Below are 12,714 nucleotides of genomic sequence, written 5' to 3'. Positions count from 1 at the left end.
GTCGTCCATGGCGGTACATATTTATACCGGGTAGCGCCGGGGGCGATCTTCTTTCCGTGGGTTGTCTATGCTTGTCTTACTCAAACAGGAGACGAGGGGTTTATGGACGATCCAGCCAACAACAAGCCGCCCACTTTCTGGCAGATGCTGCAAAGCGTCATGGCGGCGGCGTTCGGGGTGCAGAGCGGAAAGAACCGGGCCCGGGACTTCACTCACGGCAAGCCCAGTCATTTCGTGATTCTGGGGATTTTGTTCACCGCGGTGTTCGCGTTGACGCTGTATGGCATCGTGCAACTGGTGGTGCACCTGGCCGGGGTTTAGCGCATCAAGGTTTGCAGACTGAACGGATAGCGATACGACGTCGGCCGGCCCTTGGCTGAAAGACGGCGGAAGTTCACACCGTAATCCGGTGATTCCCCCATGGCCAGCAATCGCCTGGCCTGTGCCTTGTCGATCAGTTGCAACAACGGGATTCGCCGGTCTCGGCCGCCGTAATGGGTGAGATCCACGCCCTGCTCAAGATCATGCAATTCCACCAGCGCCCAGCCACCCAATGTGAAGTGCCCGCCCAGCAGCACGCTGATGCGTCCGTCGACCGTCGCCTGTAACGCTGCCGGCGAGGTGTTGACCGCACTGAACAACGCATCCTTGCCGGGTATCCCACCCGTCTCCGAATACGCCTGCATGGCGCCAAACGCCATTTCGTCATTGGCTGACCACACCAGCGAGACCTTCGGGTAACGCTTGAACAGCAGTTTGGCCTGTTCATAGGCCCGCTCCCGGGTCCAGCCGCTGTAAACCAGCTGTCGCAAGCGCACTTCCGGGTGTTCGGCCAAGGCCCGCATCATGCCTTGCTCGCGCAGTTGCGCCGAAGGGGTGATCTTCAAGCCGGAAAACGCCAGCAACTCGATGACCTGACCGGCCTCCACGGGCGGATGCTGGCGAATCAGCTCCTTAAGCATCAGGTAGCCACCCTCCTCGTCGTTGGGCACCAGGCTGCCCAAGCGCTCAGGGCGCTCGCCCAGCAGGCTCATTTGGTTGGCTGTCAGGGACGCGTTGACCATGAACAGCTTCACCCCGCTGCCCTGGGCCAGGCGAATGATCTGCGGAGCGACGTACTGTTCGTTGACGAAAACCAGATAGTCCGGACGATCAGGGCCTTGCAGCGCCAGGCGGGCTTGCGCCAGCGTGAGCTCTGGCATGCGTCGGGAATAGAGAATTCGCAGATCAATGCCCAGATCCGTGGCTGCCGCCTGCATGAATTGCGAGTAACTGACCCAGAAGGCTTCCTGAGTGGCTCCGGGATTCAGGAACAGCACTGATTCCGCGCGCGCACCGGGTCCATAAACCGCGCCGCACATCAGCAGGAATGAGTAGAAAAACTTCAACATGGATCGTCCGAGCCCCCCGGCAATTCGCCGCGCATTATAGCCAGCGAAGTCCCGGAAAACGGCGTTTATTCCGGTTATTGTCCGACAATCGTCGGAATGGAGCCCGGACGGGGTCGGTTATTGATGGCTGACCCAAAATACCGCAGTGCTCACGACCAGGATGATCAGGAACAGAATGGCCCAAGCATCGACTGTGCTATCGGGTTTTGACGTTTTGGTAGGGTTGCTCATTGCATCGCCTCTTGTCGGTTTTATCGGTGATTGCATAAAGACTCGAGCACAGTTAAGACGATGATTGCCCGCACCACAAATGTGGGTTTTACCTCATTGGATCTCATTAGTCGTTTTGGTTCTTTACATATACTCAAACATCACTTTTGCGCATAACTGCAAACTGGTATCTTGCCCCGGCTCCGTTGGGAGTGCGCGGCCGTGCGCGCAGAATTGCCGAGGCAGTATCGGAGACTTCCAAGCGAAAAACGCAACTGGATCCGACCGGCCCAAGCCTGAGAACAGGACTTATATGTACGTATACGACGAGTACGATCAGCGGATCATCGAGGACCGCGTCAAGCAGTTCCGTGATCAGACCCGACGCTATCTGGCAGGCGAGCTGAGCGAAGAAGAATTCCGCCCCCTGCGCCTGCAAAATGGCCTTTATATCCAGCGCTTCGCGCCGATGTTGCGGGTGGCGGTGCCTTACGGCCAACTGACTTCGCGCCAGACGCGAATGATGGCCAGGATTGCCCGTGATTTCGACAAGGGCTATGCCCACATCAGCACCCGGCAGAACGTACAGTTCAACTGGCCGGCGCTGGAAGACATCCCGGACATCCTTGCCGAACTGGCGACCGTGCAGATGCACGCGATCCAGACCAGCGGCAACTGCTTGCGCAACGTCACCACCGACCAGTTCGCCGGTGTCGCTGCCGATGAGCTGATCGATCCGCGCCCATGGTGCGAGATCGTCCGCCAATGGACTACGTTCCACCCTGAATTCGCTTACTTGCCGCGCAAGTTCAAGATCGCCATCAACGGTTCGACGTCCGACCGTGCGGCCATCGAAGTCCATGACATCGGCCTTGAGCCGGTGCACAACGCCGCAGGTGAGCTGGGCTTCCGCGTGCTGGTGGGTGGCGGTCTCGGCCGTACCCCGGTGGTGGGCGCGTTCATCAATGAATTCCTGCCGTGGCAAGACCTGTTGAGCTACCTCGACGCCATCCTGCGGGTCTACAACCGCTACGGCCGTCGTGACAACAAGTACAAGGCGCGGATCAAGATCCTGGTCAAGGCCCTGACACCTGAAGTCTTCGCGCAAAAAGTCGATGCGGAAATGGAGCACCTTCGCGGTGGCCAGACCACGCTGACCGACGCCGAAGTGCATCGCGTCGCCAAACACTTCGTTGATCCGGAGTACAAGGCTCTGGACAACCAGACCCTGGCGTTGGCCGAACTCGATAAAGAACACCCGGGCTTCGCACGCTGGCGCACCCGCAATACCCTGGCTCACAAAAAGCCGGGCTATGTGGCCGTGACCCTGTCCCTGAAGCCGACCGGTGTTGCACCGGGCGACATCACCGACAAGCAACTCGATGCCGTTGCCGACCTGGCCGATCGTTACAGCTTCGGCCAGCTGCGCACGTCCCACGAGCAGAACATCATTCTGGCCGACGTTGAACAAAGTCAGTTGTTCGCGATGTGGGGCGAGTTGCGTGAGCAGGGTTTCGCCACGCCGAACATCGGCTTGCTGACCGACATCATCTGCTGCCCGGGCGGCGACTTCTGCTCCCTGGCCAACGCCAAGTCGATCCCGATCGCCGAGTCGATCCAGCGTCGCTTCGAAGACCTGGATTACCTGTTCGATATCGGCGAACTGGACCTGAACATCTCCGGCTGCATGAACGCCTGTGGTCACCACCACGTCGGCCACATCGGCATCCTCGGGGTGGACAAGAAAGGCGAAGAGTTCTACCAGGTGTCCCTGGGTGGCAGCGCCAGCCGTGACGCCAGCCTGGGCAAGATCCTCGGCCCGTCTTTCGCCCAGGAAGCCATGCCTGACGTGATCGAAAAGCTGATCGACGTGTACATCGAACAACGTACCGAAGACGAGCGTTTCATCGACACCTATCAGCGTATTGGCATCGACCTCTTCAAGGAGCGCGTCTATGCAGCGAATAATTAAGAACAACGAAGTCGTCGACGAAACCTGGCACTTGCTGCCCAAGGACTTCAACATCGACGAGATCAGCAACTGCGACGACCTGATCGTCCCGTTGCAGCTGTGGCGCGAACACAGCCGCATGCTCAAGGCCCGCGATGGCGGCTTGGGCGTATGGCTGGATGCCGATGAAGAAGCGGAAGAAATCGGTGACGACGTGGAAAATTTCCAGGTCATCGCCCTGAATTTCCCCGCCTTCACTGATGGCCGCAACTACTCCAACGCCCGCCTGCTACGTGACCGTTACGGTTTCAAAGGCGAATTGCGGGCGATTGGCGATGTGCTGCGCGACCAGCTGTTCTACCTGCACCGCTGCGGTTTCGACGCCTTTGCGATCCGTGCCGATAAAGACCCGTATGAAGCCCTTGAAGGTCTCAAGGACTTCTCGGTGACCTATCAGGCCGCCACCGACGAACCGCTGCCGCTGTTCCGTCGTCGTTGATCGTCCAGCCTTGAGCCCGGTTTTCCGGGCTCAAGGCTCCTTCCTCGCTGAGTTACAGATTGACACGATCCTCCAACGCCCCAAAAGCTGCCATCGGATGATCATACCGCCCGCTGCTGCGACTCAATCGAGTCCACATTTCCTCCGAAGTATCGGCCTCGTGCAACAGTCGCCAGACTCGCGCCTGTAGCGACAGATAACTCACCTTAAAATCGGCCGTCAGACTCAGCCTGTTTATTACGTCTAAAAATCGCGTACCGGAAGGTTTGCCTGCCAATCGCTGCCAAAGCGCTTGCCGGGATTGTTGCAACGCTTCCTCGCAATCTCGCAGCCACACCATCGGCGAACCATAGTCGGCTCCGGGGGCGTCAAGCCATACATTGATTCCCGTTTCCTCGCGATGACTGACAAGCCGGCGAAGCGTGTCTTCGTCCGTCAGCGGATTTCCCCATAAAAGCACGCGGTCGTCAGCGACAGCCTGATTCATGACCGCTGGTGGAACCCGGCTTATACGGTTATCACGTAAATCCAGAATAGTCAGATAGGGCTCATCCTTGATACCGATCGGGCACCGGCTGATCTGCGTATTTCTCAGGTTGAGCTGACGCAAATCGTTCATGCCCAACACCAGCGGCGGTACGCCCAGCGGGTTGTCACTCAAGTCCAGCGATTGTAAACGGGTCAGGTCACGCAGTTGGGACGCGGCGCTTTCACTGAAAACCAGCTGTGTGGCTCGCAGGTTTAGTGAGGAAAGGTGTTTCAATTGGCTGATTGCCGGCGGTAAAGAGCGACCCGCGTCGCCGCCCACGAAGAAATGACGCAAGTCCACACTGTCCAGATTCAAGGCCTCGAGGTTTGGAAAGTTCTCGAGAAACCCGTTCAGACTGTCCTCCTCGGTCAGGTGGAAGCCTCGCATCAATAGTTCGGTTACATCGTCCAACCTGACATTCAACACCGGTAATCGGTGATAGTTTTCAAAGGTCATATCCAACGTAGTACGTGGAGCCCCTCCGCGCTTTTGCCAAATGCGAACCAGCTCGTCGGCCAGTTCGGTCCTGAGCGCCCGTTCGTCCTGCATCTCCTCCATGATTAGCTGGACGTTATAGGCCGCGATTTGTGCAGGACTCAACCCCTGCGCCGCGGCATCCCCCAAGGCAATAAAGGGAAGGTCCATAGCGTTGACGTCATTTGCGCTCTGATCTATCCAACTGCTCAAATCAGTATTGAGTTGCTGAAACTGTTGCTTCATCTGATCGATGTGTACCTGAGCATTGCCACCGGCACGCTGTAACAGTTCATCGGCTTCAGCGTTCGAGAAATCCGGATAGATCTCCTTGAGCTGCAACCTCATCATCTCGTGCGTCAACCCTTCGCCCTGTGGCGTACCGGGGAAGCCGCCGCCGCGTAGCCCTTGCGCCTCAAAGAGCAGACCGAAATCCATCCTGCCCAGACCGAGCACGAGTTCGGATCGAGGCATTGCCCGCTCGCCGACTTTCAGCCGCAACTCGCGGGCCGGATCGAGCGATGAAAGTTGCAGCGCCGAGCGTTCGTCTTCGGTCAAGACTTCAAGCACTGCCTCATAAAAGCCCGCTGGCACATCGCGACTCTGGTAACGGTTTCCCACCTTGATCAACCGTCGAACATCGATAGCGTCAAACGCACCGCTACGGTCCAGAACCCGGCTTGCGAGGGAACTGTCGTGCACCTCAATTCGAAGGCTTTTTGGCCATCCGGGGAGATTTTTGAGGGAATGCAGGGCCAGTGTGTCCGACTCCGGGCTAACCACCGACCGAAGGTACAAGCCTTCATAGGCACGATTGAGCCGCACATGTTGTTGATACTGGCGGGCCTTGCTGTCGAGACGGTTGAACGCTTGCCGGACCTGAACCGCGTCGGGTGGACTCTGGATGTCCACGCCATAGCGGTCGAGCATCTGCTCAATAGCGCTTTTGGGCAGGCCGGGGTATTGACGCTGAAACAACCGGCCCCATTCATGTTCCGAGCGCTGAAGCGCTTCGTAACGGCTGTTGAACCGTTCGACTCGCTCGCCCTGTGCCACGGTAGTTTGCCCGAGTTCCTGATCAATCCTGAAACGGCTGATCGTATCGGCCAGCAAAGGCGTCGGCGGGCGCCCGGCCTGCATCAGTCGCAGCATGTCGTCATCGACTGTACTGACCTTGCCGATCTGCACCAGCATTTCATCGCTGAAAGACGCCACCGACGGGCCGATTCCGCGCAGAAGTTCTACGCGGGTCGGCAGTGTCAGGTTCGATAGTCCGGGAGTCGGGGCAACGGCCTGATACGGCGTCGGCCTGGCAACCTCCTCCCTCGGTGCTACGCCAGGTTCGTGCACTCTCTCGGCAATGGCACCGGCCTCGGTAGCTTCAACCTTGAGCGCCGCGCCTGCACCTGCCAGCGGCAGCGCATTGAGCAAGCCAAACACCGTGCGGGTCACGCCCGACGCTCGATCACTCGATGTTGCGCCGTTGACGGCCTGATCAAGGCCATACCCGGCGTCGATGATACCGGCCAGCACCAGCAATCCTTCACCACCGGGCACGAACAACGCCAACGGACCGAAACGGTTGATCCACTGCACGACCGGTTCGACGACGGCACTCAAGTTGTCCCGGTTGACCTGCGCATCGTCACGAATGGTTTTGACACTGGCCCGGGAGGCCACCTTCATGGTCAGAACCAGCTGGGCAAATGGATCGATGCCTGATGGCGATTCATCGAAACCGATGTATCCGGCCGGCTCCCAAAGACCGTCATCGTTGAAGAACCCCGCCTCTTTCCTCAGCCTGTGTACCTTCGGGTAGACCGCCATGCCATCCAGCGCCGTCAACACACCGGCATGGAAAGTGCCGTCCTTGCGATCGTCCTCGGCGAAGTGGGCGGCCAAGGCCTGTTTTGTATCGTCACGCCTGCCCTGCTTCACAACCCATTGATGCAATTGCCGGGAATCGTCAAACAGGTGCAAGGGCGAAGAGTTGCCGGGGATGTACAACAGAATCCTGCCGGCGGGGTCACGGTAGCCCCAGATGTCTTTCGAGGTGTAGCGATAAAGCTTCAGGCGTCCCGTCTTGAGCATCGCGGGCACCCTGGTGGGCGCCTGCAGTTGTTCGATCGTCAGCGTTGCCCATGCCTGATCCGACGGCAGCCCTGCCGCCTGCATGGCCAGCTCGCTCCCCTTTGGGGTCAGACTGTTCTCATGCCGCTGCAGCAAAGCGGCCATGACGAAGGCCGCTTTGGCCGAGGTTTTCAGCGCATGGGGTCTAGGGGCGACGATCACTTCATCCGATGGCCAGGCTTGATCGAGGTAAGCCTGATAACGGTCCTGGAGGTCCAGCTCCCAGACCCATTTCTTGAAGTCGGCGGGCCTCACGGCGATCTGAGTCTGCGGTCCGTAGCGCTGCGGAACGGTTCGGCGATAAATGCCTTCGTAGAAATAGTGAAAATCGTTACCGGGCTCGACCAACTCATCTACGTGTTCCGTAACAACGATGGGCGGCCCGACATCGGGTGGCGTGTACAAGCCAAACACTGTTTCGCCGAAGCGTCCGTCACCCACGGTTTGATAATTGCCAATCAGCACCTGCACCAGGGACATGGAACTCGCCACCCGCCCCTGATGGACGCCGTTCTGCGCAGAACGCCCGGCGTAGTCGTAATCGAGCGTCACCAACTGCGCTGTCGTCGGGTCAATGTCTTGACCCCACTTTTGCTTGATCAGGTGTTCGCCAAACTGGCCGGGAGTCTGCGGCAGCGTGGCATCCACAGCGGACTTCAGCTCTTCGCGCATGCCGGGAAAGGTCGGTGCATTGTCGTCTTTGTGAGGGTAGTCGGTCATGGTGCATTCCATTGCAAGCACTTCAGGAACACCACCCTAACTGACCACGGATCAACCGGAAGCGGGAGCGATCGACAATGACCTCAGGAAAATTCGCAAACGCCGTAAGGAAAATGGATGGACTTAAAACCCGCAAAAAAAATGAAACCGGGGAGGTATCCACGGTTTCATTTTTTTGACGATGATGCTTTTTGAGTATTACCAGAAGCGTTGCTGGGTCAATCGGCTCCACCAGCTCAGCAACACACGATCGACCGAGCCGCTGGCCGCCATGCCGATGCGCTCCTGCAAGCTTTTACGTTCGGCGTAGTGCAAGTGGTACAGCTCGGACTTCTTCGCACGTTCGGCGAGGTATTCATCGCTGGTCTTGAGTTCATCCACCAGTTGCTTGTCCAGCGCCGCGACACCGAGCCAGATTTCACCGGTGGCCACTTCGTCGATGGCCAATTGCGGGCGATAGCGGGAAACGAAGTTCTTGAACAACTGGTGAGTGATGTCCAGGTCTTCCTGGAACTTCTCGCGGCCCTTCTCGGTGTTTTCGCCAAACACCGTCAGGGTGCGCTTGTACTCGCCGGCAGTCAGCACTTCGAAGTCGATGTCGTGCTTTTTCAGCAGGCGGTTGACGTTAGGCAACTGGGCCACGACGCCAATCGAGCCGAGGATCGCGAACGGCGCGCTGATGATCTTCTCGCCGATGCACGCCATCATGTAGCCGCCGCTGGCCGCGACCTTGTCGATGCACACGGTCAACGGCACTCCGGCATCACGGATACGCGCCAGTTGCGAGGACGCCAGGCCATAGCTGTGAACCATGCCGCCGCCGCTTTCCAGACGCAGCACCACTTCATCCTTGGGCGTGGCGAGGGTCAGCAGCGCGGTGATTTCATGGCGCAGGCTTTCAGTGGCCGACGCCTTGATGTCGCCGTCGAAATCGAGCACAAACACCCGTGGCTTGGCCTCGGTTTTCTTCTTTTGCTTTTTCTCGGTTTTAGCTTCGACCTTTCGCAAGGACTTGAGCTGGTCCTTGTCGAGCAAGGTTTGCTCCAGGCGTTCGCGCAGCCCTTTGTAGAAATCATTGAGTTTGCTGACTTGCAACTGGCCGACCGACTTGCGCCGACCTTTGCTGCGCAATGCCGCGAAACTGGCCAGGACCACCAGAATGGCGATCACCAGTGTCACGGTCTTAGCCAGAAAAACTGCGTACTCGGCAAAAAACTCCACAGGGACTCCTTTAATACGATGCGCTGCAAAAAACGCGCGCGGGATACCTCCAGCATACCCATGCGCCGCCTCGGCGGCCAGCCGTGAAACCTCTGGCAACACGCCTGTAACGGGCATTTCAAACAAGCGTATGTTTTTTCATTGACAGCCCACCTTCATCCTCATAACCTCGCCGAACCTTCAACGTAGCGGGATGAAGCGGACGTGGGCAGTATCTATTTGATTCGACATGGCCAGGCCTCCTTTGGTGCAGACGACTATGACGTCCTGTCGCCGACCGGTATTCGCCAGGCAGAAGTCCTCGGCCAGCACCTCGCCGAGCTGGGTATCAGCTTCGATCGCTGCCTCTCGGGCGATCTGCGCCGCCAGCAGCACACGGCCAACAGCGCACTGGAACAGTTCGCTGCGGCAGGCCTGCCGGTTCCCGTCCTGGAGATCGATTGCGCTTTCAATGAGTTCGACGCCGACGCGGTGATCCGCGCGCTGCTGCCGGCCATGTTACCGGACGAACCCGAAGCGCTGCACATCCTGCGCAATGCCGCGCAAAACCGCGGTGAATTCCAGCGAATCTTCGCCCTGATCATTGAACGCTGGCTCGCCGGCACCTATGACACACCGGGCCTGGAAAGCTGGCTGGGGTTTGTCGAACGGGTGCAAGCCGGTCTGCAGCGAATCCTCGAAAGCGCCGACAACACCCAGAAAATCGCCGTGTTCACCTCCGGCGGCACTATCACGGCCCTGCTCCACCTCATTACGCAAATGCCGGCAAAGCAGGCGTTTGAACTGAACTGGCAAATCGTCAACACCTCGCTCAACCTGCTGAAGTTTCGCGGTCGCGAGGTGGCTCTGTCTTCTTTCAACAGTCATGCGCACCTGCAACTGTTGAAGACCCCGGAACTCATCACGTTTCGCTGAGTCCGGACTATTGTGACCCTGGCTGTATTCACCCAGCTCTAATTACCCAAGAAAGGATCGAACCATGACCTCCGTAGCTGATGCCGTACAAGCAATGAAAGCCAAGTTCAACCCAGCCGCTGCTGCCGGTCTGGACCTGGTATTCGGTTTCCGCATCGACGACACCAAGAACTTCTCGCTGATCGTCAAGGACAGCACCTGCGAGCTCCAGGAAGGCGAAAACCCGGACGCCCAGGTGACTCTGGTCATGGACGGCGAAACCCTGGAAGGCATCGTCAGCGGCGAAACCGACGGCATGCAAGCCTTCATGGGCGGCAAACTGCGCGCTGAAGGCGACATGATGCTGGCCATGAAACTGTCCGAGCTGTTCCCGGCCTAAGCGCGCCGCTCCCGACCTTCGGGAGCACGTCTGGCTGCAAACGAATCCCGCCCCTCGTGGCGGGATTCGTCGTTTTTCGCCATTGGAAAACGGCTACCTGTGGATTTGCCGTCTATATTCCTTCTGGCCGCATGCGTCAGACATCGGCTGTTTGCCCTCGCTTTTTTATCAAGAGCCATTGCGCGGAGCACTGCCCATGAGCCCACCTGACGACCACGACGGATTTAACCGCCGACGTGTACTGCAAGGCCTTTCGGCAGGCGCCGTCGGTGCCTGGATCAGCCCGTTAATCGCAGGGAGTAAAACCATGCCCGACGCCCCCGCCGACCTCATTCTGTACAACGGACGCCTGCACACCGTCGACCGCAAAAAACCCCAAGCCAGCGCCGTCGCGATCAAGGACGGACACTTCGTGGTGGTCGGCAGCGATGCCCAGGCCATGGCCCTGCAAGGCCCCGGCACACAAATTATCGACCTGCACGGCCGCACGGTGATTCCGGGCCTTAACGACTCGCACCTGCACCTGATCCGTGGTGGCCTCAACTACAACCTCGAATTGCGCTGGGAAGGCGTCCCTTCACTGGTCGACGCGCTGCGTATGCTCAAGGATCAGGCGGACCGTACGCCCACGCCGCAATGGGTGCGGGTGGTCGGTGGCTGGAACGAGTTCCAGTTCGCCGAAAAACGCCTGCCGACGATTGATGAACTGAACAAGGCCGCGCCGGATACCCCGGTGTTCGTCCTGCACCTCTACGACCGTGCCCTGCTCAACCGCGCAGCATTGAAAGTGGTCGGCTATACCCGTGACACGCCGAACCCGCCGGGTGGCGAAATCCAGCGCGATGCCAATGGCGACCCGACGGGCATGCTGATCGCCCGCCCCAACGCGATGATTCTTTACTCAACCCTGGCCAAGGGGCCGAAACTGCCGCTGGAATACCAGGTCAACTCCACCCGTCAATTCATGCGCGAACTCAATCGCCTGGGTGTCACCAGCGCCATCGACGCCGGCGGCGGTTACCAGAATTATCCGGACGACTATCAAGTCATCCAGCAACTGGCCAAAGACCAGCAGCTCACGGTGCGCATTGCCTACAACCTGTTCACGCAGAAACCCAAGGAAGAACTGACCGACTTCAAAAACTGGACCAGCACCTCCCACTACGGTCAGGGCGACGATTTTCTACGGCACAACGGTGCCGGGGAAATGCTGGTGTTCTCGGCGGCCGACTTCGAAGACTTCCTCGAGCCCCGCCCAGACTTGCCGCAAACCATGGAGCAGGAGCTGGAGCCGGTGGTCCGCCATTTGGTGGAACAGCGCTGGCCGTTCCGTCTGCACGCCACGTACAACGAATCCATCAGCCGCATGCTCGACGTGTTCGAGAAGGTCAATCGTGACATTCCGTTCGACGGTTTGCCGTGGTTCTTCGACCACGCGGAAACCATCACCCCGCAGAACATCGAACGGGTCAAAGCCTTGGGTGGCGGCATCGCGATCCAGGACCGCATGGCATTCCAGGGCGAATACTTCGTCGACCGTTACGGTGCCAAGGCCGCCGAAGCCACGCCGCCCATTGCTCGTATGCTGGCCGAAGGCATTCCGGTCGGCGCTGGCACCGATGCCACGCGCGTCTCCAGCTACAACCCCTGGACTTCGCTGTACTGGCTGATCAGCGGCCGCACCGTCGGTGGTCTGGCGCTGTACCCGCAAGGCTTGAGCCGCGATACCGCGCTGGAACTCTTTACCCACGGCAGCGCCTGGTTTTCCTCCGAGCAAGGCAAAAAAGGCCAGATCAAGGTCGGGCAACTGGCGGACTTGATAGCGCTGTCGGCGGACTACTTCCACATCGAGGATGAAGCGGTCAAATGGATCGAATCGGTCCTGACCATCGTCGACGGCAAGATCGTCTACGGCAGCGTCGAGTTTGAAAAACTCGGGCCGCCTCCCGTCCCCGTGGTGCCTGAATGGTCGCCAGTCGCCAAAGTACCAGGTCATTGGAAACCCCTGGCGCCGCTGACGGCGCAGGTTCATCAATGTGTCGGGGCTTGCGCGGTGCATGCCCATAGCCATGAACGGGCGCGATTGTCGTCGGCGCCGGTCAGCGACTTTCAGGGATTCTGGGGAGCGTTTGGCTGCTCGTGTTTTGCGTTTTGAACGAAGCGCTCCCAGACGGCGATAATCAAATGTGGGAGCAAGCTGAACTGGCCTAATGATTTTGGACACTTCAATCGGGCGCTATGATGGCGCCCAAATCTGAGGTGTCTGGATATGCGTAAATCTTATTCGAGTGAGTT

General features: G+C 58.8%; 9 protein-coding genes. 6 read left to right on the top strand and 3 right to left on the bottom strand.

Annotated features, from left to right (window positions below; translation table 11 throughout):
* Positions 1 to 102: 102 nt before the first annotated feature.
* A complete protein-coding gene (locus tag ASC74_RS11645) occupies positions 103 to 321 on the top strand; it encodes a DUF2970 domain-containing protein (RefSeq protein WP_056741500.1) in 219 nt (72 codons plus the stop codon).
* Here the strand turns inward: ASC74_RS11645 and ASC74_RS11640 are convergent.
* On the bottom strand, positions 318 to 1,391 hold the full coding sequence (locus ASC74_RS11640; protein WP_056741499.1) for an ABC transporter substrate-binding protein: 1,074 nt from the start codon (positions 1,389 to 1,391) through the stop codon (positions 318 to 320). The two genes, ASC74_RS11645 and ASC74_RS11640, sit on opposite strands and share 4 nt — an antisense overlap.
* Positions 1,392 to 1,914: 523 nt before the next feature.
* Between ASC74_RS11640 and ASC74_RS11635 the strand changes: the two genes are divergently transcribed.
* Positions 1,915 to 3,573: a nitrite/sulfite reductase gene (locus ASC74_RS11635; protein ID WP_056741498.1), complete on the top strand. Its 1,659-nt coding sequence runs from the start codon at positions 1,915 to 1,917 to the stop codon at positions 3,571 to 3,573.
* On the top strand, positions 3,557 to 4,051 hold the full coding sequence (locus tag ASC74_RS11630) for a DUF934 domain-containing protein (protein WP_038982933.1): 495 nt from the start codon (positions 3,557 to 3,559) through the stop codon (positions 4,049 to 4,051). Before ASC74_RS11635 ends, ASC74_RS11630 begins: the two co-directional genes overlap by 17 nt.
* 52 nt (positions 4,052 to 4,103) lie before the next feature.
* Here ASC74_RS11630 and ASC74_RS11625 read toward each other — a convergent pair whose 3' ends face one another.
* Together ASC74_RS11625 and sohB are read right to left on the bottom strand one after the other, a co-directional pair.
* A complete protein-coding gene (locus tag ASC74_RS11625) occupies positions 4,104 to 7,904 on the bottom strand; it encodes a dermonecrotic toxin domain-containing protein (protein WP_056741497.1) in 3,801 nt (1,266 codons plus the stop codon).
* A 198-nt stretch (positions 7,905 to 8,102) separates the two neighbouring features.
* Positions 8,103 to 9,125: a protease SohB gene (gene sohB, locus ASC74_RS11620; RefSeq protein ID WP_056741496.1), complete on the bottom strand. Its 1,023-nt coding sequence runs from the start codon at positions 9,123 to 9,125 to the stop codon at positions 8,103 to 8,105.
* A gap of 204 nt (positions 9,126 to 9,329) precedes the next feature.
* Between sohB and ASC74_RS11615 the strand changes: the two genes are divergently transcribed.
* The 3 genes from ASC74_RS11615 to ASC74_RS11605 all read left to right on the top strand — a co-directional run bounded on the left by ASC74_RS11615 (position 9,330) and on the right by ASC74_RS11605 (position 12,574).
* Complete coding sequence (locus ASC74_RS11615; protein WP_056741495.1) at positions 9,330 to 10,040, top strand: histidine phosphatase family protein; 711 nt, start codon at positions 9,330 to 9,332, stop codon at positions 10,038 to 10,040.
* A 64-nt stretch (positions 10,041 to 10,104) separates the two neighbouring features.
* On the top strand, positions 10,105 to 10,419 hold the full coding sequence (locus tag ASC74_RS11610; protein ID WP_008154977.1) for an SCP2 sterol-binding domain-containing protein: 315 nt from the start codon (positions 10,105 to 10,107) through the stop codon (positions 10,417 to 10,419).
* A gap of 307 nt (positions 10,420 to 10,726) precedes the next feature.
* The gene (locus ASC74_RS11605) at positions 10,727 to 12,574 is read left to right on the top strand and encodes an amidohydrolase (protein ID WP_056741494.1); all 1,848 of its coding nucleotides are present in this window, start codon (positions 10,727 to 10,729) and stop codon (positions 12,572 to 12,574) included.
* Positions 12,575 to 12,714: the final 140 nt, after the last annotated feature.

It is taken from the genome of Pseudomonas sp. Root329 (assembly GCF_001424925.1).
Lineage (GTDB): Bacteria > Pseudomonadota > Gammaproteobacteria > Pseudomonadales > Pseudomonadaceae > Aquipseudomonas > Aquipseudomonas arabinosi.
Note: the sequence above shows the minus strand (reverse complement) of the source record. Positions and strands in the feature narration are given on the sequence as shown.